At 39.8% G+C, this 25,357-nt stretch carries 21 protein-coding genes and 2 tRNA genes; 14 read left to right on the top strand and 9 right to left on the bottom strand.

Annotated features, from left to right (window positions below):
- Positions 1 to 42: 42 nt before the first annotated feature.
- A complete protein-coding gene (locus tag OLM45_RS07370; protein WP_264509363.1) occupies positions 43 to 906 on the bottom strand; it encodes a hydroxymethylglutaryl-CoA lyase in 864 nt (287 codons plus the stop codon).
- 41 nt (positions 907 to 947) lie between these two features.
- A complete protein-coding gene (locus OLM45_RS07365) occupies positions 948 to 1,970 on the bottom strand; it encodes a quinone-dependent dihydroorotate dehydrogenase (protein ID WP_264509362.1) in 1,023 nt (340 codons plus the stop codon).
- Positions 1,971 to 2,068: 98 nt separating this feature from the next.
- On the opposite strand from OLM45_RS07365, the gene rlmH reads away from it, so the two are divergent.
- Entirely contained in the window at positions 2,069 to 2,542 is a 474-nt protein-coding gene (gene rlmH / locus OLM45_RS07360; protein WP_264509361.1) for a 23S rRNA (pseudouridine(1915)-N(3))-methyltransferase RlmH, read from the top strand.
- Between the two features lie 68 nt (positions 2,543 to 2,610).
- Here rlmH and OLM45_RS07355 read toward each other — a convergent pair whose 3' ends face one another.
- Both OLM45_RS07355 and folP read right to left on the bottom strand, forming a co-directional pair.
- A complete protein-coding gene (locus OLM45_RS07355; RefSeq protein ID WP_264509360.1) occupies positions 2,611 to 3,246 on the bottom strand; it encodes a hypothetical protein in 636 nt (211 codons plus the stop codon).
- Complete coding sequence (gene folP / locus OLM45_RS07350) at positions 3,239 to 4,066, bottom strand: dihydropteroate synthase (protein WP_264509359.1); 828 nt, start codon at positions 4,064 to 4,066, stop codon at positions 3,239 to 3,241. The genes OLM45_RS07355 and folP overlap by 8 nt, the downstream gene beginning before the upstream one ends.
- A gap of 106 nt (positions 4,067 to 4,172) precedes the next feature.
- Between folP and OLM45_RS07345 the strand changes: the two genes are divergently transcribed.
- The 7 genes from OLM45_RS07345 (at position 4,173) to OLM45_RS07315 (ending at position 14,351) form a co-directional block, all read left to right on the top strand.
- Positions 4,173 to 4,715 carry a DUF1599 domain-containing protein gene (locus OLM45_RS07345; protein WP_129460833.1) on the top strand — a complete coding sequence of 181 codons (543 nt, stop codon included), beginning with the start codon at positions 4,173 to 4,175 and terminating at the stop codon, positions 4,713 to 4,715.
- A 58-nt stretch (positions 4,716 to 4,773) separates the two neighbouring features.
- On the top strand, positions 4,774 to 5,871 hold the full coding sequence (locus tag OLM45_RS07340) for a MauE/DoxX family redox-associated membrane protein (protein ID WP_264509358.1): 1,098 nt from the start codon (positions 4,774 to 4,776) through the stop codon (positions 5,869 to 5,871).
- A gap of 4 nt (positions 5,872 to 5,875) precedes the next feature.
- Positions 5,876 to 6,382, top strand: coding sequence for a TlpA family protein disulfide reductase (locus tag OLM45_RS07335; protein ID WP_264509356.1), 507 nt, complete (start codon positions 5,876 to 5,878; stop codon positions 6,380 to 6,382).
- On the top strand, positions 6,382 to 7,131 hold the full coding sequence (gene tpiA, locus OLM45_RS07330) for a triose-phosphate isomerase (protein ID WP_264509354.1): 750 nt from the start codon (positions 6,382 to 6,384) through the stop codon (positions 7,129 to 7,131). Before OLM45_RS07335 ends, tpiA begins: the two co-directional genes overlap by 1 nt.
- 291 nt (positions 7,132 to 7,422) lie before the next feature.
- Positions 7,423 to 8,319: an ABC transporter ATP-binding protein gene (locus tag OLM45_RS07325; protein WP_264509353.1), complete on the top strand. Its 897-nt coding sequence runs from the start codon at positions 7,423 to 7,425 to the stop codon at positions 8,317 to 8,319.
- 6 nt (positions 8,320 to 8,325) lie between these two features.
- Positions 8,326 to 9,165 carry an ABC transporter permease gene (locus OLM45_RS07320; RefSeq protein ID WP_264509352.1) on the top strand — a complete coding sequence of 280 codons (840 nt, stop codon included), beginning with the start codon at positions 8,326 to 8,328 and terminating at the stop codon, positions 9,163 to 9,165.
- Between the two features lie 77 nt (positions 9,166 to 9,242).
- Positions 9,243 to 14,351 carry a T9SS type B sorting domain-containing protein gene (locus OLM45_RS07315; protein ID WP_264509351.1) on the top strand — a complete coding sequence of 1,703 codons (5,109 nt, stop codon included), beginning with the start codon at positions 9,243 to 9,245 and terminating at the stop codon, positions 14,349 to 14,351.
- A 70-nt stretch (positions 14,352 to 14,421) separates the two neighbouring features.
- Here the strand turns inward: OLM45_RS07315 and typA are convergent, their stop codons facing one another.
- Positions 14,422 to 16,227 (bottom strand): translational GTPase TypA, encoded by a 1,806-nt coding sequence (typA, locus tag OLM45_RS07310; RefSeq protein WP_129460825.1) that lies wholly within the window; start codon positions 16,225 to 16,227, stop codon positions 14,422 to 14,424.
- 140 nt (positions 16,228 to 16,367) lie between these two features.
- On the opposite strand from typA, the gene OLM45_RS07305 reads away from it, so the two are divergent.
- Together OLM45_RS07305 and OLM45_RS07300 are read left to right on the top strand one after the other, a co-directional pair.
- Positions 16,368 to 18,065 carry a PAS domain-containing protein gene (locus OLM45_RS07305; RefSeq protein ID WP_264509350.1) on the top strand — a complete coding sequence of 566 codons (1,698 nt, stop codon included), beginning with the start codon at positions 16,368 to 16,370 and terminating at the stop codon, positions 18,063 to 18,065.
- Between the two features lie 5 nt (positions 18,066 to 18,070).
- On the top strand, positions 18,071 to 18,475 hold the full coding sequence (locus tag OLM45_RS07300; protein ID WP_264509349.1) for a response regulator: 405 nt from the start codon (positions 18,071 to 18,073) through the stop codon (positions 18,473 to 18,475).
- A gap of 63 nt (positions 18,476 to 18,538) precedes the next feature.
- Here the strand turns inward: OLM45_RS07300 and rpsT are convergent, their stop codons facing one another.
- The 4 genes from rpsT to proS form a co-directional block, all read right to left on the bottom strand.
- Positions 18,539 to 18,790 (bottom strand): 30S ribosomal protein S20, encoded by a 252-nt coding sequence (rpsT, locus tag OLM45_RS07295; protein WP_129460822.1) that lies wholly within the window; start codon positions 18,788 to 18,790, stop codon positions 18,539 to 18,541.
- Between the two features lie 158 nt (positions 18,791 to 18,948).
- Positions 18,949 to 19,020, bottom strand: a tRNA-Glu gene (locus OLM45_RS07290).
- 48 nt (positions 19,021 to 19,068) lie between these two features.
- Positions 19,069 to 19,140: transfer RNA gene (locus OLM45_RS07285), tRNA-Glu, on the bottom strand.
- 77 nt (positions 19,141 to 19,217) lie between these two features.
- Positions 19,218 to 20,696 carry a proline--tRNA ligase gene (proS, locus tag OLM45_RS07280; protein ID WP_264509348.1) on the bottom strand — a complete coding sequence of 493 codons (1,479 nt, stop codon included), beginning with the start codon at positions 20,694 to 20,696 and terminating at the stop codon, positions 19,218 to 19,220.
- 101 nt (positions 20,697 to 20,797) lie between these two features.
- On the opposite strand from proS, the gene OLM45_RS13230 reads away from it, so the two are divergent.
- From OLM45_RS13230 to OLM45_RS07260, 4 genes are all read left to right on the top strand, one after another.
- Positions 20,798 to 21,820 carry a hypothetical protein gene (locus OLM45_RS13230; RefSeq protein WP_319799966.1) on the top strand — a complete coding sequence of 341 codons (1,023 nt, stop codon included), beginning with the start codon at positions 20,798 to 20,800 and terminating at the stop codon, positions 21,818 to 21,820.
- A 30-nt stretch (positions 21,821 to 21,850) separates the two neighbouring features.
- Positions 21,851 to 23,386 carry an OmpP1/FadL family transporter gene (locus OLM45_RS07270; RefSeq protein ID WP_264509347.1) on the top strand — a complete coding sequence of 512 codons (1,536 nt, stop codon included), beginning with the start codon at positions 21,851 to 21,853 and terminating at the stop codon, positions 23,384 to 23,386.
- A gap of 103 nt (positions 23,387 to 23,489) precedes the next feature.
- Positions 23,490 to 24,791: a 30S ribosomal protein S12 methylthiotransferase RimO gene (gene rimO, locus OLM45_RS07265; RefSeq protein ID WP_264509346.1), complete on the top strand. Its 1,302-nt coding sequence runs from the start codon at positions 23,490 to 23,492 to the stop codon at positions 24,789 to 24,791.
- A 35-nt stretch (positions 24,792 to 24,826) separates the two neighbouring features.
- Entirely contained in the window at positions 24,827 to 25,297 is a 471-nt protein-coding gene (locus tag OLM45_RS07260; protein WP_264509345.1) for a hypothetical protein, read from the top strand.
- Positions 25,298 to 25,357 lie beyond the last annotated feature (60 nt).

The raw sequence follows: 25,357 nt of genomic DNA, 5'->3' as shown, positions 1-25,357 counted from the left end.
AGGTTGGACGAACTTAAGACTTGAAACCTGAAACTTGAAAAATTAATGAAACTCCCCAAACACGCGTGAAGCAACATTATAGGCGCTTTCAAAACTCATCGGACTCAAATGTGTTTGGGCTTTGACGGTAGTGAAATAGGAAAGCATTTTCTCAGTGGGCATGTTGCCTGTTAAGTCGTCTTTAGCCATGGGGCAACCGCCAAATCCTTGAATGGCACCATCAAAACGACGGCAACCTGCTTTGTAGGCGGCATCCACTTTCTCAAACCATTTATCGGGTGTGGTATGCAAATGCGCCCCAAATTCAACTGTGGGGTATTGGGGTATTAAATTGCTAAAAAGATAATCAATGACTTCGGGTGTCGAACTCCCAATGGTATCCGATAAAGACAAAATCGTCACGCCCATTTGTGCCAACCGCTCTGTCCACTCACCTACAATCTCTACATTCCAAGGATCACCATAAGGATTTCCAAAACCCATGGATAAATAGGCCACCACTTCTTTATTGGCACCGTGTGCAATATCCAAAATCTCTTGTAACGTCACTAAACTCTCGGCAATCGTTTTGTGGGTATTTCGCATTTGAAAGTTTTCCGATATCGAAAATGGAAAACCGAGGTACTGTATTTCTTTGTGGGAAGCCGCACTTACTGCGCCTTGGGTGTTGGCGATAATGGCGAGTAATTTACTGCGGGTCTGACTCAAATCCAGTTGGGCTAAAACCTCAGCGGTATCTTGCATTTGGGGAATCGCTTTGGGCGACACGAAGCTTCCGAAGTCCAACGTATCAAACCCCACCCGAAGCAATGCCTGTAAATAATTGACCTTAACTTCGGTAGGAATAAACGTTTTAATACCTTGCATGGCATCACGTGGACATTCGATAATTTTAACTGCTTCCATTGGCTTCAAATATACTAAAGAAAACGATTTCGCAAGGAAATTTAACCCATTCGCTTGAGTAATTCATGATTAATCGCTTTGACCAATTGTGGCCCTTCATAAATGAAACCCGTATAGAGTTGGACCAAAGACGCACCCGCGTCCAATTTATCCAAAGCATCTTGCGCAGAATGTATACCTCCTACTCCAATAATGGGAAAGGAGCCGTTACTTTTTTCGTGTAAAAATCGAATGACGTCCGTCGAACGCTGGGTTAATGGCTTACCTGAGAGTCCGCCCATCTCCGATTTATTGGGTGAATACAATCCTTCACGGGATAAGGTAGTGTTAGTAGCAATCACCCCTGCGATTTGGGTATCTTGCACAATTTCGATAATATCCAACAATTGTTCTTCCGTTAAATCGGGTGCAATTTTCAATAGAATGGGCTTGGGTAACGAACGCTTTTGATTCTCCGTTTGCAAAGTGGCTAAAAGTTCGGTTAATGGCTTTTTATCCTGAAGTTCGCGCAGGTTGGGCGTATTGGGCGAACTCACATTCACCACAAAATAATCTACGAAAGGGAATAAGGCTTCGAAGCAAATTTTGTAATCGGAGACCGCCTCTTCATTTGGAGTTACTTTATTTTTCCCAATATTACCCCCAATGAGAACGCCTTTGTTTTTCTTCAAACGCTCAACGGCTTCTTGCACTCCCCCGTTATTGAATCCCATACGGTTGATAATTGCCTCATCTTCACGCAGGCGGAACAAACGTTTTTTCGGATTGCCTTCTTGTCCCACTGGGGTAAGCGTTCCAATTTCGATAAAACCAAACCCAAAGTCGGACAACTCATTAAACAACTTCGCATCTTTATCAAAACCAGCGGCTAGTCCGACCGGATTTTTAAATTTCAAACCAAACACTTCTCGCTCGAGACGCGGATCGTTGACTTCATACAACGACCGACACAAACCAGAAAATCCGGGGATTTTAGCTAGAAATTTAATCAGTTTAAATGTAAAATGATGGATTTTTTCCGGGTCGAAACGAAAGAGAATCGGACGAATAAGAATGCGGTACATAGTTGTGTTGTTGTGTGGCGCAAAGATACAATTCGAAATGAACATTTAGACCCTTCGTATTAAAATTCCCTATTTTTGTGGTTTAAAAGAGGTCGGATATGAACATCAAACTTTTGGCGGTAGGAAAAACGGACAATAAGCAATTGCAGCAATTGATGGATGATTATCAAAAGCGGTTGTCGTTTTACATCAAATTTGAAATGGAAATTTTGCCCGACATTAAAAATGCCAAAAACTTATCCGAAGCCCAACAAAAAGAAAAAGAAGGCGAATTGATTTTATCGAAAATTGGTCCCGGGGAGGAATTGATCTTGTTGGATGAAAACGGAAAATCCTTTACGAGTGTGGGATTTTCTGAATTTTTACAAAAAAAAATGAATGCCGGACTCAAAACGCTCGTTTTTGTAATTGGTGGGCCCTATGGATTTAGTGAAACGGTGTACCAAAAAGCCCAAGGTAAAGTTGCTTTATCGGCTATGACGTTTTCCCATCAAATGGTGCGTTTATTTTTTATTGAGCAATTGTACCGCGGCTTTACGATTTTAAAAGGTGAGCCGTATCATCATCAGTAAAAGTTTTTTACTCTCTATCAAAAACCACCTCCATTTTCTGAAGTCCTTTGTATTGTTTCTATAAAAATTTAATTTTTAGCAAACCAATCTTCTGTAAACCAGGTTGCTCCTAGAGCAGGAAATTTCCATTGACTGACGGCAATACGAAACCTGAGGTAATCACCATAAGTTATATTGTGATCAAATTGAAATTGGGGTTTAATCGGCTTATCCGAGGGAATTTGTGCCAAATAAGCCATAACTTTATCCATGGCAAACGGTTTACCTTGAATTTGAATTGCTCCTGTTTTAGCAACATGTACCGGAAAGTTCCCTTCATATTTCCCTTGTTTGAGGTGCACAAGCTGCAAATTGAGAAAAGCCAAGTTGCGCGCTTTGGTATCGGAATAGGAAAAATAATTCTGGGCAGTTTCGCTTTTGTGCGGACTCGCTTCTTTCTTCTTTAGTACAAAATTCACTTCGGGGACGACCAAACGCATCGGTAACCGTTTGTCAATATTAAAAATGTAATTGGTCGAAGTAATGGTGTTCTTCCGATTCAAATCGGCCAGTGTATCGTTTCCATTTTTCTCGAAAAAAATATAAACTGGAGAAAGGTTATCTACGTTTTTTACCACTGTAATTTCGGCTTCGGGTAGCAATACTTCTTTGTTGGAACACGCCGCAAAAACAGCGAATACACTCAGGAAAATAATTTTACGCATGGGATACTTGTTGAAGGAGTTGAACACATTCGTGAGCGGCTTTTACATCATGCAGACGTAGTATCGAAGCGCCTTTTTGCAAGGCTACCGTATGGAGTACTGTTGTTCCGTTGAGTGCTTCTTGCGGAGTCGTTTCTAACACTTTATAAATCATCGATTTTCTGGACACACCAACCAAAATAGGCACTTTTTGAAACGCAAATAATTCCATTTTTTGCAATACTTCATAATTTTGTTCGAGGGTTTTGGCAAATCCGAAACCGGGATCGATGACCACATCATTGATGCCCAAGGCGCGTGCTGCTGCAATGCGTTCAGAAAAATAATACTGCATTTCCTTGACAATATCTTCATAGTTGGTCAAAGTGGTCATGGTTTGCGGCGTTCCGCGCATGTGCATTATGATGTAAGGTACTTGCAAACGGGCCACGGTGGGTAGCATTTCTTTATCTAATAATCCCGCTGAAATATCGTTGATCAAACAGGCTCCCGCTTGAACAGCTGCTTCAGCCACACTGCTGCGGAAGGTATCGATAGAAATCAATATATCGGGAAAATGATTGACCAATAATTCGATAATGGGCACAACCCGTTGGCGTTCTTCTTCCTCAGAAACGGGGGCTGCGTTGGGCCGACTCGAATACCCGCCCACATCAATAAAAGTAGCGCCTTCGTCCAGCATTTGTTGGACTTGAGCAATGACTTGCGTTGGATCTTGCAACTTTCCGCCGTCGTAGAACGAGTCGGGCGTGAGGTTGACAATCCCCATGATTTTTGGGATAGATAGGTCGATTAATGTACCGCGGCAGTTGAGGGTCATACGTCAAAAAATAGGAAAACGTTTTCGGTGAAAAACCACTTTTCACTTGGGTTGTTTTACCCGAATTCGTTACATTTGAAAAAATTTCAAACAAAGATACGAGTTAATGCGAAATACTGCTCAAGAATACGACAAGGTCATCGGAATTTGCCGTGATTTATTTGTCAAAAAAATGACCGATTACGGTAGCGCTTGGCGCATTTTACGATTACCTTCCCTCACCGATCAAATCTTTATCAAAGCGCAACGCATTCGCAGCTTGCAAGAAAATGAGGTGCGAAAAGTAGATGAAGATGAAACCGGAGAATTCATTGGCATCATCAATTATTGCATTATGGCTTTGATTCAGTTGGAACTCGGCGTAGTGGATCAACCCGACTTAGACACGGCAGCCGCTTCGAAATTGTATGACGAAAAAGTAGCCCTTACCAAAGCCTTGATGGAAGCCAAAAACCACGATTATGGTGAAGCTTGGCGCGAAATGCGTGTGAGTAGTTTAACCGATTTGATTTTGCAAAAACTATTGCGCGTGAAACAAATTGAGGACAACAAAGGCAAGACCTTAGTTTCAGAAGGTATTGACGCCAACTACCAAGACATGATTAATTACTCGGTATTTGCTTTAATTTTAATGGAATTCGGGCAATAACAAATCGTTAACACCAGCTCATGTTTGGGGTGGTTATCTTTGTCAAAAACAATGATGCATGGAAAAAAATAAATCGACCATTGCTTGGGGATTGCGTATCCTCGTTTCCTTCTTATTTATCATTTCGGCAATAGCCAAATTATATCCTTCCCCCTATTTTGCGATTTCGACTTTTGAAGTGAAGCAATTGTACCCGATGGGATTTTCACCTGAAGTAGCGGTATTCTTCTCGCGTACTTTAATCGGAATTGAAATGGCGTTGGGATTGTTGTTATTGCAAAACCATTGGTTAAAACGCTTTATCATTCCGGCTACAATTGCACTTTTGGTGGTATTTATCGGGCATTTGAGTTATGAAACTTTTGTAAGCGGAAACAGCGGTAATTGCGGTTGTTTTGGGGAATTGTTACCAATGACACCCGTAGAAGCGATTATCAAAAATGTGATTGCGGTTGGACTCCTTATTTACCTCCAAAAATTACTACCCAAAGGCTCGGATGCACCCAATTTCTGGGTACTCACGACCGTTTTATTTGCGTCCATATTGGGCATTTTCATGTTGGCACCCATTCAACCCCCAGCGGCTGAGTTCACCGTGAGTCAGCCCACAATTGTGCCGCAAGATACAACCTCAGTTGCGATCGAAACGCCCGATTCTATTGCTGCACCCGTAGCGAAAGCCAAGGTGGATACCGTAGCGACTGCAAAAATTACTGAAGCGCCTAAAGAACCTAAAAAAGCCGTTTCGGGTTATGCGAATTTATTCCCAACCATCGATAACGGTAAAAAAATACTGTGCTACTTTGTTCCGGGTTGCGACCATTGTCGGGATGCGGCAAAGGAATTGACCGAAATGCGCAAAGGGAATCCGGCGATGCCACCGTTGTCGGTTATTTTTATGAATGAGGAAGCCGACTTGATTCCGGAGTTCTTTAAAGAAGCGGGGGCGACCTATCCCTACCAAATTATTGAGATTATACCCTTTTGGAATACCATTGGCAAAGGTAAAGATACACCGGGTGTGAAGTACTACTGGAACGGTAACGAAATCAAATACTGGTGGGGTATCAACAATGAAAAATTCAATGCGGGCGAATTAAAGTCGGTTTTGAAAAAGAGTTATGACGAATTGAAAAAAACAAATCCAAAATTATAAGGCTATGAAAAAGATTGTTTCCCTATCCTTGGTACTGTTCTCCCTGTTTTCGTGTGCACAAACAGAAGCTCCAACCGCCCTTTCCAAAGCGAGTTTGAAAGAAAAAATGACGGATGTTGACGGTAACGAATTGAAGTTTGCTGACGTTTTGAAAAAACACGAAGGTAAACTGACGGTAATTGAAATTTGGGCATCATGGTGCAGTGATTGTGTGAAAGCCATGCCTAAAGTCAAAGAAATGCAAGCCGCGAATCCGAAAGTGGATTATGTCTTTATCTCCATGGACAAAGCTTTTGATAAATGGAAAGCGGGCATTGAAAAACACCAATTAGTGGGTGACCACTATTGGGTAAATGATGAAAAAGGAATGAAAGGGAGTTTTGGAAAATCGGTTGATTTGGACTGGATTCCCCGTTATATGATTATTGATAAAGAAGGTAAAATCACGATTTATCGTGCGATTGAAACCGACTTTGACAAATTGAATGCTACTTTAAAATCTTTAGAATAATGAGACGAAAAATTGTTGCCGGCAACTGGAAAATGCACAAGAATGCCGAAGAAACGGAAGACTTATTGAATGAATTGATTGCCCAACTTCCTGAGGATTTGGAGGCTGAAATTGTGGTGGCGCCTACCTTTGTGAATTTGGCTTCGGCAGCAGATCATGTGGAGTTTACGCCGATTACGGTAGCCGCTCAAAACATGCACCAAGCGGAAAGTGGCGCCTATACGGGTGAAATTTCGGCGGACATGTTGAAAAGCATTGGAGTCTCGACAGTTATTTTGGGACATTCTGAGCGTAGAGCGTATTTCAATGAAACCGATGCGGCCTTGGCTAATAAAGTGGACACGGCTTTAAAACACGACATGACGGTAATTTTCTGTTTTGGTGAAGAATTGAAAGACCGTCAAAACGGGCAACATTTCAATGTAGTAGAAAACCAATTGCGCGATGGTTTGTTTCATATCGAGGATAAAGACTGGGCGCAAATCGTATTGGCTTATGAACCCGTTTGGGCGATTGGTACAGGCGAAACCGCGAGTCCGGAGCAAGCTCAAGAAATGCATGAATTTATTCGCAATACGATTCGTTCCCGTTACCCTAAAGTGGCCGAGGATGTTTCGATTTTATATGGCGGAAGTGTGAAACCCGAAAATGCCAAAGAAATCTTCTCGAAACCCGATGTGGACGGTGGATTGATTGGTGGTGCGGCGTTAAAGGCGTCCGATTTTGTGGCGATTGCGAGTGCGATTTAGTCCCCTGAAAAAGCTCCTGAGATACTGAGCCGCTGAGATGCTGAGCTTTAGGGCTTCTAAAAAAAACTCCCGATAAAACATCGGGAGTTTTTTTTGCGCTACGGATTGAGGCCTTGCGGAGCTCGCCCGATGCGTTAGCATGAGGGCAGCGACGGCCGAAAGCCGGACCCCCGACGCAAAACGCGTATCGAAGTAATTGGCGGGATTCGGGGGGAGCGCCCAAAAAATTATTTTCGTCCGTAACAAAGTGGGAATTGGTTCGTCTAAAAACTATAACCTAACTATAAGAACTTGGAAACTATTTTATCTATCCGCAATTTACACAAGCGTTACGGGCGTGTGCATGCTGTAAACGACTTATCGCTGGAAATCCAAAAAGGCAATGTGTACGGAATATTGGGTCCGAACGGCTCCGGAAAATCGACCACCTTGGGCATTGTTTTGAATGTAGTGAACCGCACATCGGGCGAGTACAGCTGGTTTGGTGGCAACTTACCGACGCATGAAGCGTTGAAAAAAGTGGGCGCTATCATTGAGCGTCCGAATTTTTACCCGTACATGTCGGCACAACAGAATCTTGAATTGGTGTGCAAAATCAAAGGTATTGGGTACCATAAAGTACAGGAAAAACTAGAATTAGTGGGTTTATGGGATCGAAAAGACCATAAATTTCGCACCTATTCGTTGGGGATGAAGCAGCGTTTGGCGATTGCTTCGGCCTTGCTGAATGACCCGGAGATTTTGATTTTGGACGAACCTACGAATGGATTGGATCCACAGGGAATTCACCAAATTCGGGACATTATCAAATTGATTGCTGCACAGGGCACAACGATATTGTTGGCTTCGCACTTGTTGGATGAAGTAGAAAAAGTATGTTCGCATGTGTTGGTGTTGCAATATGGAAAAATGTTGTATTCAGGAACGGTGGCTGGCATGGCGCAACAAACGACGGCTTGGGAATTGGGGGCTTCCGATTTGGATGCTTTGCAAGCAAGTTTGAAGGATTACCCCGACCTATCTTCGATGAAGATTGAGAACGGTCGTTTATGGATTCAAGGGAGTTCGCCCATCGATGGTGCGGCGTTGAATCGGTATTTGGCGGAGCGCTCGATTTATTTGGATCATTTGAGTGAACGCAAAAACAGTTTGGAACAAGAATTCTTAAAAATCACCGCATCAAAATAAGCCTTTATGAAACGATTATTAGCTATAGAATTACAGAAAATTTGGTTGAATCGCGCGAGTCGGGTGCTGACCTTAACCTATTTCATTGTGTTGAGTTTGATTGCGTTGATTGCTTCGATTGAATTTGACTTTGGTCCGTTTCACTTTGATGCATCGCAGCAAGGCATTTTCAACTTCCCGTACATCTGGCATTTAAACAGTTTTATTGGGGCACTGCCGAAAATCTTTTTGGCTTTGGTGATTGTATCGATGATGGCCAATGAATATACGTATGGCACGTTGAAACAGAATTTAATTGACGGGATGAGCAAGAAAGAGTTTGTACTTTCAAAGTTTTTGACCGTGATTGTATTTGCTTTAGTTTCAACGGTTTTCATCTTTGTGATTTCCTTACTCTTAGGGCTACTTTATTCAACCTATGACGAAGTGGGTATTATTTTTTCGCAAATGGATTATCTGTTGGCTTTCTTTGTCAAATTGGTGGGTTTCTTCAGTTTCTGTTTGTTTTTGGGGGTGTTGATTAAGCGTTCGGCCTTTGCGATTGGTTTTTTATTTGTTTGGTTTATGACGGAGAAAATAGGCTACGGAATTATTGGAAAATTTGTGGTGGGTGATTTTGATACCACGTATGATTATTTTTTCAAATACCTTCCTTTGGAATCAATGTCCAATTTAATTATCGAGCCGTTTACCCGACTTGAACTTATTCAAGCTATTGGAAATCAAGTAGGTGTTAGCGAACCCAAGATTTACAGTGTGGATTACACTATGGTATTTACGGTTCTTTGTTGGACAGCTATTTTTATTTGGGGTTCGTATGCCTTGATACGCAAAAGAGATCTTTAAACCTTTTAGTGTTAAAATAGTCCAAAAATAGTTAAATACGCATCAGTCAAACGGTGCGTATTTCTTATTTTTGGAACATGAAGAATACCGTTGCCTCCTTACTGTTACTTTTCTTATTACCAGCGCTTTGTTTAGCGCAATTCAGTAAGACCCATTACCTACCCCCATTGTCCAGTTCGCAAGATATGCCTATTGGACCTAAGTACCTTTATATATCTACTCCGAGCATTACTCCCATTCAATTTACGATCAAACAATTGGGGAGTACAAACATTACGGGAACGGTATCTCGTGACACGCCTTATGTCTTTGACACGACTACGAGTGGTAATCCGAGTCAGTTTGTTGTGGATCAAATAGATGCTAATATGATTCTTCAAGATGCAGGCTATATCATTGAAGCAGAGGACTTGATTTCTGTCTCAGGTCGGATTATTGATCAAACGGGAAACCAAGCGGGTTGTGTGGTTTCTAAGGGAATGGCCGCTTTGGGTACACAATTTCGTATTGGTGGGATGACCAACACGTTAGTGACAAGCTATGCTGCACGACATTACACTTTCATTTCCGTTTTAGCCACAGAAAACAATACAACAGTCACTTTTAGTGGCATTAAGACAGGGGCTGTTTTGGTGAATAATACAACAGCTGGAAATGCACCAGCTCCTGTATTACTCAATAGTGGTCAATCGTTTATTATTGCAGTTCAGGGTCCGACAAACGCTAATCGAGATGCCTTAATTGGATCGCTTGTCACTGCTGACAAACCCATTGCGGTGAATTGTGGTTCCATCGGGGGAACCAATGGTGAAATGAGTAATATTGATACGGGGTTTGATCAAATAGTATCCGCAGAACGAACCGGTACCGACTATATTTTTATTAAAAGTACGGGAATGAACAATGTGGAGCGTGTACTATTAATTGCTCATGAAAACAATACAGAAATTTTCTTGAGTGGTGCTACTACACCTAGCTATACTTTAAATGCAGGAGAATATGTTTCTTTAACAGGAGCTGATTATACCGCAAATGGTAATTTATATGTTCATTCGAATAAAAATATTTTTGCGTATCAATCGGTCGGCGATGGATCGATGGCCAATCAAGCCAATCAAGAATTGTTTTTTGTCCCGCCATTGAGTTGTCAAACTCCAAAATCTTTGGATAATATCCCTTTTATTGAGTTGGTGGGTAGTCGATCCTTTACGGGGCGGGTGACCATAACAACGAAAGTAGGTTCGACCTTGAATTTCATCATAAATACTGTTCCGTTTACGTTGGCAGGATTGAGTGCACAATACACAGTTGTGGGTCCGACCCCCGTCATTGGAAATTCCAACTATGAATGTTATACAATAAGTGGTTTACAAGGAAATGTATCGGTGTATTCTACATCCGAGTTGTATTTAGCAGCTTATGGCAGTGATGGTGCGGCAACATTTGGTGGGTATTATTCGGGCTTTGTCTTTAAACCCGAAGTGGTTTTTCAAGAAGTGAATGCTAGTTTAACCAACTGTATCCCAAACGTTGAGTTAAACGTGAATGCACAAAATGGCTTTGATACCTACCAGTGGTATTTTAATAATGTTCCAATTCCAGGTGCCATCAGCAACAGTTATACACCAACACAACCTGGTTATTATAAAGTAAAAGCGGGGTTGGCGAGTTGTGGTATCGAACTCTATTCCGATGAATTTCCAGTGAGTACTTGTCCCACGGATTTGGACAACGATTATGTTCCAGACAATGTGGATATTGACATGGATAACGATGGAATTACCAATTGTGAGGAATCGTATGGTACTCAATATCTAAATTTGACCAATGCTGCGGCGGGAACTATTGTGGTGGGTACCTATTCCAATTCGTTTACAGGTACCGTGACTACTTCAAGTACAGCGAGTACGAATCCTTTAACTTCAACCAATGATGGTACTGTAGTAACCGACATTCCGGCGGGTAAAATAAATTGGGTAAAATACCAATTGAATTTTGCGCAACCCATTTCAGTGGGCATGGAATATGCAGCAACGGCAAATACAGCCGACTTGATCAATGACAAAGGCGAATATTACATCAGTTGCCCTATCAATCAAACAATTACTGTAGACAATCCGAACGATCAATTATTGATTGACACGAATTATGACGGTTTTTATGAAAGTGGTGTGACGCGATTTTCCTCTTTTGAAATTCGTTTCCGTGTAAACAGCAGTACACCATTGGCGGCAGGAACGGGAACATTTAAGTTTCAATCCAACTTAACGACAAGTCTTACTCTACTCCATAAAAATTTAGTGGATGATAGTGCGAACCGAGCTACTTTCCGTTTTTATGCAACTTGTGTTCCGAAAGATTCGGATAATGATGGTATAGCTGATCAATTGGATTTAGACAGTGATAATGATGGAATTCCCGATTTTTATGAATCACAAGGAAATATTTTTTCTGCTTTAACGGGTACTGATACCAACAGCGATGGAATGGACGATTTGTTTGGAAGTACTTTTGTTGTGAATGATTTTGATGGTGACGGTATCCCGAATTATTTGGATTTGGATTCTGATAATGACGGAATTTATGACCTAAATGAATCGGGCAGCAATATTCCTGATATTGATGCGAATGGTAGTATCGATGCAATTGCTACAGGCGGAAATGGTTTACAAAACAGTTTGGAAACCAGTCCGGACAGTGGTTCAATCAATTACACCCTGGCAGATACTGATGGCAATGGTATATTTAATTATGTTGCTTTAGATTCGGATAATGATACTTGTAACGATGTCATTGAAGCCGGTTATACAGATGCCAATGGAGATGGTATTTTGGGCGCTACTAGTCCACCAACAGTGAATGCTAATGGACTCGTTACAGGCGCTGGAGGCTACATAAACCCAAATACCAATTATACTATTGCAGCACCGATTAGTATAACCACACAGCCACAAGATGTAACGGTTTGTGAATTACAAAATGCGGTATTTACCATCACACCTTCGGTTCCCATAGATGCTTACCAATGGCAATTATCAACAGATAATGGAGTTACATGGAGTTCGCTTACCAATACGGCTCCTTATAGTGGTACAACAACGGCAACACTAACGGTAACTAGTGTGACACCAACCATGGTGGGTTACTTGTATCGCGTTGTTTTGAATCGCAACGGCAATAGTTGTGGATTGAATTCAGATCCGGCAACACTCACTACTTATGCATTACCTGTAGTGAATTCGCCTCTCACCTTAGTGCAATGTGATGATGATACAGACGGGATTTCCAGTTTCAATTTGACGCAAAAAAACAGTTTAATTTCTGCTAATGCTGCTTTTGAAACATTCACCTATTTTACTACACAAACCGGAGCAGACACGAATGATACGAGTGTTCAAATAACTAATATAACAGCATATACTACTTCCAATACAACGGTTTGGGTTCGCGTTGAAAATGCGAATCAATGTTACCGAATTGCACGTTTGAATTTGATTGTTTCGGCGACTCAAATACCCGCAGGAACGCATTGGGATTTCATCCAATGTGACTATTATGTGAGTCCGACCAACACCGATACAGACGGTATTGCCACTTTTAATTTCAGTTCGGTGACTACGCAAATCCAAGGTTTACTTCCTACTACTGCTGCTTACACCATTACCTATTATAAAAACGAAGCCGATGCCTTAGCTGAAGTAGATACTAACGGCAACTCTTTAGCTATAACCAATAACGCCAACTACATGAATGTAGGCTATCCCAATGTACAACAAATTTGGGTTCGTGTGGATAGTAATGTGGACAATGCTTGTTTTGGTTTGGGGCCTTACATAACACTTACAGTTCAGGCTTTGCCTACACTTCATCCCGTTGGCACCAACAATGTGATTCGCCATTGTGATGATGATCAAGATGGCAGTTATTCCTTCAATACTTCAAATTTGGAGAGTACTATTTTACAAGGACAAACCAATGTGAACATATCGTATACTACTAGTGCTGGAACACCGATTTCGTCTCCATTCCCTCCAACTTTTACAGTGAATGGCACGGAAACTATTACGGTTCGTATAGAAAATACAGGAACGTTAGCCGCTGACGGACCCTGTTACCGCACGGGCACCATTACTTTTATTGTGGATGATTTACCTGAATTGTTTGCGGTAAACGCAACGGATTTCATTCGTTGTGATGATGAAATTGATCCGATGCAACAAGATGGATTGATTAATTTTGACACTTCAACTATTTCAAGTCAATTATTACAAGGTCAGACAGGCATTGATCTTACTTATACATTGGCTAATGGAACCGTATATACCAATAACCTACCCAATCCGTTTACATCCGGAACACAAAATGTTGTCGTCACTGCGGTGAATCCAATTAACACGAGTTGTCCTGTGACTACGACCTTAGCATTTGAAGTTAAACCGCTTCCTTATGTGAATATTAATGCACAAGGATGGGATGATACCTTGGTTTGTACCAACTTGCCCAATTTTACAGTAACATTGAATGCAGCTGTAAGTCCGGTCTCTTTAATCCCGACCTACACCTACCAATGGTATTTCAATGGAACAGCCATTCCAGGAGCCAATCAATATACCTTGACCGTCAATCAAGAAGGGGATTATAGTGTGGAAGTTTCCAATAGTGCCAATTGTCCAGTGACACGAAACATTAAGGTAAACTCCTCAGTAATTGCAACTATTGACTCCGTTACCGTTGTAGATTTAAGTGAAATCAATACGATTACAGTGAATGTAACTGGAAATGGGGATTATGTATATAGTTTGGATGAATCCTATGGTCCGTATCAGAGTTCGAATACCTTTACTGGTGTACCCATGGGTATCCATACCGTTTATGTAAAAGATTTGAATGGATGTGGAATTGCTGAATATACCGTTTCTGTATTAGGCGTTCCGGCCTATTTTACACCTAACGGAGATGGGTTTAATGACACTTGGAACATTAAAGGAGTAAATGCAACTTTCCATGCCAATACAGAAATTTTGATTTTTGACCGTTATGGCAAATTGATCAAACAAATTTCTCCTTTAGGAGCAGGTTGGGACGGAACCTACAATGGTTATCCTGTCAATGCGGATGATTACTGGTATTATATCAAAGTGGATGATGGACGAATTGCCAAAGGCCATTTTGCGATTAAACGATAAAATTAATTTTATTTTTATGAAAAAAGCCACCTCAATGAGATGGCTTTTCAATTTTATAGCTTACTTAAAATTAAGCAATCGAATTCTTAAAACGTTTACGATCGTTTTCATTCAATAAGATTTTACGTAAACGAATCGATTTAGGTGTCACCTCTACGTATTCGTCTTTTTGAATGTATTCTAAAGCTTCCTCAAGCGTGAATTTGATAGCTGGCACAATACGTGTTTTGTCATCAGCACCCGCCGAACGGAAGTTGGTCAACTGCTTCGTTTTCGTAATATTGATTACTAAATCATCTGCACGTGAATTCTCACCTACTACTTGACCTTCATAGATATCTTCATTCGGATCTACGAAGAATTTACCGCGATCTTGCAATTTATTGATTGAATAAGGAATTGCTTTTCCATTTTCCATGGAGATTAATGATCCATTGATACGACCAGAGATGTCACCTTTTAAGGGTTCATAACCGATAAAACGGTGAGCCATGATCGCCTCACCAGCAGTAGCCGTCAACAATTGATTACGCAATCCAATGATTCCACGAGAAGGAATATTAAATTTGATAATCATACGCTCTCCTCTTGGCTCCATGCTCAACATCTCTCCTTTTCGAACAGTTACGAATTCAACCGCTTTCCCCGAAACATTTTCAGGTAAGTCAATCGTTAACTCTTCAATAGGTTCGCATTTTTGACCGTCAATTTCTTTGATAATAACTTGTGGCTGACCGATTTGTAATTCGTATCCTTCACGACGCATGGTTTCGATTAATACCGATAAGTGCAATACCCCACGACCGAACACCATGAATTTATCCGCTGAATCGGTTTCACTTACACGAAGAGCTAAGTTTTTCTCCAACTCCTTGGTCAAACGATCTTTAATGTGACGGGAAGTCACAAATTTACCTTCTTTTCCAAAGAAAGGCGAATCGTTAATGGTAAACAACATACTCATTGTTGGTTCATCAATCGCGATACTTTTTAACGCTTCTGGATTCTCGAAATCAGCAATAGTATCCCCAATTTCAAATCCTTCGATACCTACCAATGCACAAATATCACCCGCGTGCACTTCGGCTACTTTCTTACGACCTAATCCTTCAAAAGTATGCAATTCTTTGATTTTTGATTTGGTAATCGAACCGTCGCGTTTTACTAATGAAACAGGCATATTTTCACGTAAAGAACCACGCTCTAAACGACCGATTGCAATACGACCTGTAAACGATGAGAAGTCTAAAGAAGTCACCAACATTTGTGGGGTTCCTTCAGATACTTTGGGAGCAGGAACATTGTTCACTACCATATCCAACAAAGGTTCGATATTTGTAGTTACATTTTTCCAATCTTCCGACATCCAATTATTTTTAGCAGAACCATATACGGTTGGGAAATCCAACTGCCACTCTTCTGCACCTAATTCAAACATTAAGTCGAAAACTTTTTCGTGAACTTCTTCAGGCGTACAGTTTTCTTTATCTACTTTATTGATAACCACACATGGTTTTAATCCCAAGTCAATCGCTTTTTGCAACACGAAACGCGTTTGAGGCATCGGACCTTCAAAGGCATCAACCAAAAGACAAACTCCATCTGCCATATTCAATACACGTTCTACTTCTCCACCAAAATCGGCGTGGCCCGGAGTATCAATAATGTTGATTTTAGTTCCTTTATAAACAACTGAAACGTTTTTGGAAGTAATGGTAATTCCGCGTTCACGCTCCAAATCGTTGTTATCTAAAATCAAATCACCTGTGTTTTCGTTTTCACGAAATAGTTGACAATGGTACATAATTTTGTCAACCAAAGTGGTTTTACCGTGGTCAACGTGTGCAATAATTGCGATGTTTCTAATCGATTCCATGTGAAAATTTTGAAGGTGCAAAGGTACACTTTATTTTTCGAAAAAAGAACCTCGTTATCAATAGTTTTGATACTCGATTTAATATGGATTTAATTTATCTTAAAACACCCTGTTTCGTTTTTTTTGCTATTTTTGGAGTAATGAAAAAATTGACCCATACTTCACATTTATCCTTTTTCCTCCTCGTTTTTGCGATGGTTTTTGGAGGTGTTGTATTGGTCTCATTTTTTTCTTCTCAGTATTTCATTTTAATAGGAATCATAATTGGCCTGACTGTTGCGGGTTTACTTACTTTTTGGATTTCAAAAAAAGAAACAACCAACGAAACATACATCCATCAATTCGAAAAAGAATTTGCCGAATTATCTGTTTCCAACGAACGATTTGAAATTGTATCCAAAGCAACCAGTGATACCATTTGGGACTGGGATATAAAAACCAACCGATTTATTTGGAACAAAGGCATTCAAGGTGTTTTTGGTTACAAAAAAGAAGAGGTAGGTGATAATTTACAATGGTGGTTTGATAAAATTCACCCAGAAGACAGTTTAAAAATGTCCGTCAAACTGTATTCTTACATTGCCCAAAAATCTGAAAAATGGCAAGATGAATACCGTTTCATGGCGGCAGACGGTTCCTATCGCTATGTTTTTGACCGGGGCTTTTTGGTAAAGGATGAGAATGATCAAGTTATTCGGATGATTGGTGCGATGCAAGACATAACCAAATCCAAAGAAGAAGAGCAACGTTTACAATTACTAGGAACTGTAATCACGCAAAATAGGGAAACCGTAATCATTGCAGAATTAGCAAATGCTGACCATCCAGAAGATCGAATTGTTTATGTCAATCCAGCCTTTGAAAGCATGACTGGATATACGCAAGAAGAAGTAATTGGTAAATCAGCTTCGATTTTTATCAATCGGTTTAAAAACAAACGCGATGTCAAACTAATTTCTGATGCCCTTAAGAAAAAAGAGGCTTTTAAATTTGAAACCCTTAATAAGCGTAAAAACAATGAAGAGTATTGGGTTAATTTAACCATTATTCCGATCACGAATAAAGACAACCAACATACGCATTGGATTTCTATACAAAGGGATATCACAGAAGAAAAACTCAAGGAAAAAGAACGCGAACAATTAATTAAAGAGTTAACGTTAAACAACTCGGATTTAAAACAGTTCTCCTACATTACATCACATAATTTACGTGCACCACTATCAAATCTTACCGGACTATTGACACTTTTAGAAGATCTTGAAATTGAAGATGAAGAATTGAAAGAAATCATTTCAGGTTTTGAGCGCTCTACCCAACAGTTAAATGAAACCGTTAATGACTTGGTGAATGTCATTATTATTAAAGACAAACCTTCTATTGAAAAGGAACCTATTGTGATCCGCGATGTCTTTGAAAACATCTTCAATCAACTTAATTTTCTGATTCAAAATTTAAATCCAATTATCAAATTGGATGTCGATAAAGTAACTTCATTACACGTAAATAAATCGTATTTTGAAAGTATTTTATTAAATTTGACTACCAATGCACTCCGCTATCATGATCCTTCCCGTCAATTAAAAATTGACGTGACAGCCAAAAATAAAGATAAAGACATCCAATTATCATTTAAAGACAATGGCTTAGGCATTGATTTGAAACGCCATAAAGAAAAAGTATTTGGACTTTATCAACGCTTTCATGATAACCCAGATAGCAAAGGATTGGGTTTATATCTTGTGAAATCGCAAGTTGAATCGATGGGTGGAACCATAAGTATCGAAAGCGAAGTGGGCGTTGGTACCACGTTTACCATTACCTTTAAAAACGACTAGTATATATGTATAAAAAAATACTTTGTGTCGATGATGACCCGATTACATTAATGCTTTGTAAAAAAGTGATTCAGAAAAGTGAATTCTCTGAAATAATTGATATTGCCAATAATGGTGAAGATGCTCTAAAGTATTTAGATGCCATTAAAAACGGACATGTTAGTGATCCTGACTTTATTTTACCTGAATTAATGTTTCTAGACTTAAATATGCCAGTAATGGGCGGTTGGGAATTTTTGGATGAAATGACGGAAAACAATTATATTACCCATTTTCCCAATCTAAAAGTAATTGTTTTGTCCTCCACCATTGACCCAAAAGACATTGAAAAGTCGAAATCCTACCCAATGGTTTTGGACTTTTTATCAAAACCGATTACTCGAGAAATGCTAGAATCCTTGAAAAAATAAAAATTACTCCATAAAAAAAGCCCCGATTTACATCAGGGCTTTTTGATTTCGTATAACGTGAAATTATAGCTTGTTAACGTGTTTCGTTAATTTCGATTTCAAGTTAGAAGCTTTATTATCATGGATGATATTTTTCTTTGCTAACTTATCAATCATTGAAATTACACTAGCCAATTTAGCAGCAGCTTCTGACTTAACAGTTGACAAACGTAAAGCTTTGATAGCATTACGCGTAGTTTTGTGCTGGTATCTGTTAAGCACTCTTTTTTTCTCGTTACTTCTAATTCTTTTTAAAGCTGACTTGTGATTTGCCATTGTCTTTTTAATTTAATTGTTGTAATAATTTTTTTAAACTATTAGTTAAAAAAGAAAAACCTCCCACAATAATAAATTATCACTTTGGTTTTAACTAATAAAACAAACGTTTGAGACACTAAACACTTATTTTATAAAACTAATTTACAACTAATTTGTAGCCCGTAGGGGAATCGAACCCCTCTTGCAAGAATGAAAATCTTGAGTCCTAACCGATAGACGAACGGGCCATTTTCTGAACCTTTTTCGATAAACAATAAACCTTCAGAACATTTTAGTAGCCCGTAGGGGAATCGAACCCCTCTTGCAAGAATGAAAATCTTGAGTCCTAACCGATAGACGAACGGGCCTACTGCTCAAATGCGGATGCAAAAATACAACTATTTTTTATTCACGCAAGCCTGCATTTAAACTTTTTTCTATTTTTTTAATAGGCTTTGGCAAACAGCACTCTACCTGAGGATTTTGCACCGGTAAGCACACATTTTCCGTCCTCTTTCACTTGATCTAAAGGGATACAACGAATGGTCGCTTTGGTCAATTCTTTGATTTTTTCCTCGGTTTCTGAAGTCCCATCCCAGTGCGCTGCCACAAATCCACCTTTCGTCGCCAAAACTTCTTTGAATTCGTCAAAGTTTTCAACTTTAGTAATGTGGGTATCGCGGTATTCAAAAGCGCGGTTGTACATGCTTTCTTGAATCTGGGTCAATAAGGATTCAATGTATAATTCAATGCCGTCTTTTGAAACTACTTCTTTAGTCAAGGTATCACGACGAGCAATTTCGAAGGTTCCGTTTTCAAGATCTTTAGGTCCAATGGCCACACGAACAGGCACGCCTTTCAACTCCCATTCTGCAAACTTGAATCCAGGTTTTTGCGTAGTACGGTTGTCGAATTTCACAGAAATACGCAATTTTCGTAACGCAGCAGTTAATGTATTAGCAGCTTCTGAGATTGCGGCAAATTCCTCTTCACTTTTATATATAGGAACGATAACCACTTGAATTGGCGCTAAATTGGGAGGCAATACAAGTCCGTTATCATCCGAATGCGTCATTACTAACGCCCCCATCAATCGGGTTGAAACTCCCCAAGAAGTTCCCCATACGTATTCTTGCTTTCCTTCGTTATTGGCAAACTTCACATCAAAGGCTTTGGCAAAATTTTGACCTAAAAAGTGGGAGGTTCCCGCTTGCAAAGCTTTACCATCTTGCATTAAGGCTTCAATACAATAAGTTTCTTCAGCTCCAGCAAACCGCTCGTTAGCTGTCTTCACCCCTTTGATGACTGGGATCGCCATAAAATTTTCCACGAAGTCAGCATACACATTCATCATTTGCTCGGTTTCTTGAATCGCTTCCGCTTTTGTGGCATGAGCAGTGTGTCCTTCTTGCCATAAAAACTCGGCCGTACGAAGAAACAAACGCGTACGCATTTCCCAGCGCACTACATTGGCCCACTGATTAATTAACAAGGGTAAATCTCGGTAGGACTGAATCCAGTTTTTATAGGTTGACCAAATAATGGCTTCACTTGTAGGGCGAACCACCAATTCTTCATCCAACTTTGCATTGGGATCTACGATGAGTTTTCCTTTATTTTCTTCATCGTTTTTAAGGCGGTAGTGCGTCACTACAGCACATTCTTTAGCAAAACCTTCTGCATTTTTCTCTTCCGCTTCAAACATGCTTTTCGGCACAAAAAGAGGGAAATAGGCGTTGCTATGTCCCGTTTCTTTGAACATACGATCCAGCTCCGCTTGCATTTTTTCCCATATAGCGTAACCATAAGGTTTTATCACCATACAGCCTCGTACTCCCGAGTTTTCAGCCAAGTCAGCCTTCACTACTAATTCATTATACCATTTGGAATAATCTTCCGCTCTTTTTGTCAAATTCTTACTCATAGTGAACAGTTTGGCACAAATATTGTTTAATCAAATTTTAACTTAATAGTTCGGCAAAACTAACTATTTTTGTAATGACCAACAATAAAAATGCTATAGATATGAAAACAATTTCTCTAAAACAATTCGAGAATTTCCGATGGCTATTTACAATAGGCTTAGGAATCTTGGTCACTTCATGTGGAACCTATCAAAATTCATCGTATTATGATAATGATGGTGTATATGGAAGTTCAGACAACACACAAAATCGTGTCGTACAAAATGACAACGCGAATAGTGAATACTACAAAAATTATTTCAGCAACATCAACCAAGAGAATGAAGAAATTTTTACCAATGTAGATAATTATACCACGCCAGTTGACACAACTTCAACTGCAAAACAAGTAAACACTGACGGTTACAATGGATGGGGACAAAATTCCACCAATGTAACCGTTAATTATTTTGATGCATACGGTGCTGGTTGGAATGGTTGGTATGGATCTGGCTGGGGTTGGAACAATGGCTGGGGTTGGAATTCATGGTACGGACCAGGCTGGGGTTGGAATACTGGCTGGGGTTGGAATACTGGCTGGGGTTGGAACTCATGGTACGGCCCAGGTTGGGGTTGGAACACAGGCTGGGGATGGAATTCTTGGTACGGCGCAGGCTGGGGCTGGGGAGGCTGGTACAGTCCCTACTACGGAAATTACGGTTGGGCTTCCAACTATGGTTATAACGGTGGAAGAAGAAATACGATTTACAGAAATAATTTAGGCGGAATAAATGGAAGTCGAGTGGCCAATGGATTTACTCGTTCGAACACTGTTAATCCCCGAAACTCTGATGTTCGTCCCACCAACTTAGGAGTACGCCCAAATAATGGAGGCGTTCGAAGTACAACTGTTGTGAACAATGGTAGTCCAAGAGCGGTAACAAATCCAAACTCTGTTGGAAACGTTCGCAATAATTCGGTTCAAAATGTTACTCCTACACGCACTGAAAGCACACCTAGAAGTTATACCCCCACACGTTCCTATTCCCCAAGCAGCAGTAGCTATGGTGGTGGAAGCTATGGCGGAGGAGGCGGTGGCTTCAGCGGAGGAGGCGGTCGATCTGGCGGTGGCGGAAGACGTTAATTTTAATTTACCTATTCAATATATTTTACTATGAAAAAGATATTTGCCATTTGTTTGACGGGATTGAGTTTTTATACCGCTTCCAGTCAAGACATCAATGATGCACTTCGATATTCTATCCAAGATTTAAATGGAACCGCCCGTTTCAGAGCGATGGGTGGAGCTTTTGGCGCTGTAGGTGGTGATTTGAGTGCCATCAGCGTAAATCCTGCCGGATCATTAATATTCAACAACAACCAAGCGGGAGTTACCTTAAGTGACTATAACATCGCTAATAAATCCAATTACTTTGGAACCCAACGCAATGAAAACGACAACCATCTTGATTTCAATCAAGCGGGAGCCGTTTTCGTGTTTAACAACAATAGTAAAAAAGGGGATTGGAAAAAATTTGCTATCTCCTTGAATTACGAAAACACAAAAAACTTAAACAATTCCGTTTACTTTGCAGGTACTAATCCCTACAATTCGGTTGATCAATACTTTTTGAGCTATGCCAATGGAAGAACTCCCAGTGAAGCGGTACCCTTTGGCAATATTACAGGATACACTTATGATCAATTGTATTTCAATGAACAACAGGCCTATTTTGGTTATAACTCTTACTTAATTGACCCTTTCAATCCTAGTGACCCAAATAACACCAATTACTACACCAATGTAGCACCAGGAGGAAATTACTACCATACTTATTCATTGAATTCCAAAGGGTACAGTAGTAAATTAGAATTCAATTTGGCCATGCAATACCAAGATTGGTTATTATTGGGACTTAATATGAATTTCCATTTTGTGGATTTCAGACAAACTACAAGTTTCTATGAAACTAACAACAATCCAATCTACTCCACAGGTACTACTGTAGACCAAATTCGTTTTAATAACGAACTTTACACGTATGGAAATGGATTTTCGATGCAATTGGGTGCCATTATTAAGGCCAATAAAAACCTTCGTTTTGGATTGGCCTATGAAACGCCAACTTGGTTAAAATTGAATGACGAATTACGTCAAAACATGATTACTTCTGGTTATGGTCTTAATGCCAATCAGAACAACACTCAATACAACACAGTGGTTGTTGACCCACAAATTACCATGTTATACGAACCGTATCGCTTACGTACAGCTGATAAAGTAACAGCAAGTGGTGTGTATATTTTTGGCAAAAGAGGCTTGATTAGTGCCGACGTTTCCCGAAAATTTTATGCCGGAAATACGTTTTCTCCACGCCGCGATTTCACCGAAGAAAATGCGAACATAGATAACGTACTTCAAAGTGCTACAGAAGTTCGACTAGGTGCTGAAATCAAAGCCAAACAATGGAGTTTACGTGGTGGATATCGTTGGGACCAAAGTCCGTACAAAAACCACTACACCATTGGACACTTAACCACGTATTCTGGCGGAATTGGCTACAGTTTTGGTGATACCAAATTGGATATATCATACAGTCATGGTTTTAGAAATTACAACCAACAAATGTTTAATCGTGGATTAACCGATAGTGCACGGACCAAAGCCGTTTATGATAACGTGAGTGTCACTGTACTGTTTGAATTGTAATAAATCACAAAAAATAGTCACAAGCCGTTCATTTTTGAGCGGCTTTTTTATTTCGAGACTCAAATAAATAGCCTAATTTTGCAGTCCATTTTTTAGTAAGACTATGAGAACCAAATCGGTAAAAAAAAATAAAATAAACGTAATCACTTTAGGTTGTTCCAAAAATACCTATGATAGTGAAGTGTTAATGGGGCAATTGAAAGCCAGTGGTAAAGATGTCGTTCATGAACAAGAAGGTAATATTGTTGTCATTAATACGTGTGGATTCATTGACAATGCAAAAGAAGAATCGGTCAACACGATTCTAGAATATGCCGACAAAAAAGAACGTGGCATAGTAGACAAAGTATTTGTTACAGGCTGTTTATCCGAGCGCTATCGCCCTGATCTTGAAAAAGAAATACCGAATATCGATCAATATTTTGGCACAACAGAACTTCCTCTACTTTTAAAAGCTTTAGGTGCGGATTATAAACATGAATTATTAGGAGAACGATTAACAACAACCCCTAAAAATTATGCCTATTTAAAAATCGCTGAAGGTTGCGATCGCCCTTGTAGTTTTTGTGCGATTCCTTTGATGCGCGGCAAACACGTTTCACAACCCATTGAAAAATTGGTTAAAGAAGCCGAAGGTTTAGCCCGAAATGGTGTAAAAGAATTGATTTTAATCGCGCAAGACCTTACCTATTACGGATTGGATTTGTACAAAAAAAGAAATCTAGCCGAATTACTAGAGGCGCTTGCAAAAGTAGACGGCATTGAATGGATTCGCTTGCATTATGCCTTCCCTTCCGGATTTCCTATGGACGTTTTGGATCTTATGAAAAAAGAACCCAAAATCTGTAATTACATCGACATCCCTTTACAACATATCTCCGATTCAATTTTGAAATCGATGAAACGCGGAACCACACAAGAAAAAACCACGCGATTATTAAAAGATTTCCGCGAACGTGTTCCTGGAATGACTATTCGCACTACATTGATTGTTGGGTATCCTGGTGAAACGGAAGAAGACTTCCAAATCTTAAAAGATTGGGTACAAGAAATGCGCTTTGAGCGATTGGGTTGTTTTACCTACTCCCACGAAGAAAACACCGGTGCTTTTGCTCTTGAAGATGATGTTCCAGAAGAAGTCAAATATGCCCGTCAACAAGAAATTATGGACATTCAATCTCAAATTTCTTGGGATTTGAATCAGGAAAAAATTGGCCAATCCTTCAAATGCGTAATCGATCGTAAAGAAGGCCAATACTTTGTGGGTCGAACAGAATTTGACAGTCCGGATGTAGATAATGAAGTGCTCATTGACGCGACACAATATTATTTAAAAACAGGTGAATTTGTAAATATTAAAATTACAGATGCTACTGAGTTTGATTTGTATGGCGAACCTGCTTAATTTTTGATTACCTTTACTTTACTAATTTTTTGGAAATGAAAAATTCTATTCTTGCAGCATTCCTTGTTTTAAGTTCGGGTTGTTTTGCTCAAATGTATGGAAACGGCTATGGTGGTGGATATGGCAATGGATATGGTAATCCTTACGGACGTTCATCGATGGGAATGCAACCCGCACAACCCCGTGAAAAAACAGCGGATGAAATTGAAAAAGAACGGGTGGAGACTGTAAATAAAACCGTCGAAAAACTTAAAACCGATCTCACGCTGGATGAATTACAAGTCGTTATCGTACGTAAAGAATTTGATGCTAGTTCTAAAAAAATAAATGCCGTAATCAAAAAAGAAGGCTTGTCACAGGATGAAAAAATGAAAGAAGTCCAAGCCATCAATGAAACTGCGGAACGTAACATCATGAACTTCCTAAACGAAGAACAAAAAAAGAAATTTAAAGAGATGATCGCCGATCGTCAAAAACGAATGGAAATGATTAAATCACGGTCCTAAATAAAAAAAAACTCCTGACTTTCATCAGGAGTTTTCCGTTCTTCTTAATCACCTTTATAT

It is taken from the genome of Flavobacterium sp. N1719, assembly GCF_025947045.1.
GTDB classification, from domain to species: domain Bacteria; phylum Bacteroidota; class Bacteroidia; order Flavobacteriales; family Flavobacteriaceae; genus Flavobacterium; species Flavobacterium stagni.
The sequence above is the reverse complement of the archived record's forward strand: the minus strand, read 5'-3'. Positions and strand labels throughout refer to the sequence as shown.

Bases quoted from the DNA above. Each gene is read 5' to 3' on its own strand.
- OLM45_RS07345 (WP_129460833.1), top strand. From the start codon at position 4,173: ATGCGAAATACTGCTCAAGAATACGACAAGGTCATCGGAATTTGCCGT.
- OLM45_RS07300 (WP_264509349.1), top strand. From the start codon at position 18,071: ATGTATAAAAAAATACTTTGTGTCGATGATGACCCGATTACATTAATG.
- OLM45_RS07270 (WP_264509347.1), top strand. From the start codon at position 21,851: ATGAAAAAGATATTTGCCATTTGTTTGACGGGATTGAGTTTTTATACC.
- typA (WP_129460825.1), bottom strand. From the start codon at position 16,227: ATGGAATCGATTAGAAACATCGCAATTATTGCACACGTTGACCACGGT.
- rpsT (WP_129460822.1), bottom strand. From the start codon at position 18,790: ATGGCAAATCACAAGTCAGCTTTAAAAAGAATTAGAAGTAACGAGAAA.
- tpiA (WP_264509354.1), top strand. From the start codon at position 6,382: ATGAGACGAAAAATTGTTGCCGGCAACTGGAAAATGCACAAGAATGCC.
- OLM45_RS07315 (WP_264509351.1), top strand. From the start codon at position 9,243: ATGAAGAATACCGTTGCCTCCTTACTGTTACTTTTCTTATTACCAGCG.
- OLM45_RS07370 (WP_264509363.1), bottom strand. From the start codon at position 906: ATGGAAGCAGTTAAAATTATCGAATGTCCACGTGATGCCATGCAAGGT.
- rlmH (WP_264509361.1), top strand. From the start codon at position 2,069: ATGAACATCAAACTTTTGGCGGTAGGAAAAACGGACAATAAGCAATTG.
- proS (WP_264509348.1), bottom strand. From the start codon at position 20,696: ATGAGTAAGAATTTGACAAAAAGAGCGGAAGATTATTCCAAATGGTAT.
- OLM45_RS07320 (WP_264509352.1), top strand. From the start codon at position 8,326: ATGAAACGATTATTAGCTATAGAATTACAGAAAATTTGGTTGAATCGC.
- OLM45_RS13230 (WP_319799966.1), top strand. From the start codon at position 20,798: ATGAAAACAATTTCTCTAAAACAATTCGAGAATTTCCGATGGCTATTT.
- folP (WP_264509359.1), bottom strand. From the start codon at position 4,066: ATGACCCTCAACTGCCGCGGTACATTAATCGACCTATCTATCCCAAAA.
- OLM45_RS07365 (WP_264509362.1), bottom strand. From the start codon at position 1,970: ATGTACCGCATTCTTATTCGTCCGATTCTCTTTCGTTTCGACCCGGAA.
- OLM45_RS07340 (WP_264509358.1), top strand. From the start codon at position 4,774: ATGGAAAAAAATAAATCGACCATTGCTTGGGGATTGCGTATCCTCGTT.
- OLM45_RS07305 (WP_264509350.1), top strand. From the start codon at position 16,368: ATGAAAAAATTGACCCATACTTCACATTTATCCTTTTTCCTCCTCGTT.
- OLM45_RS07260 (WP_264509345.1), top strand. From the start codon at position 24,827: ATGAAAAATTCTATTCTTGCAGCATTCCTTGTTTTAAGTTCGGGTTGT.
- OLM45_RS07355 (WP_264509360.1), bottom strand. From the start codon at position 3,246: ATGCGTAAAATTATTTTCCTGAGTGTATTCGCTGTTTTTGCGGCGTGT.
- OLM45_RS07335 (WP_264509356.1), top strand. From the start codon at position 5,876: ATGAAAAAGATTGTTTCCCTATCCTTGGTACTGTTCTCCCTGTTTTCG.
- rimO (WP_264509346.1), top strand. From the start codon at position 23,490: ATGAGAACCAAATCGGTAAAAAAAAATAAAATAAACGTAATCACTTTA.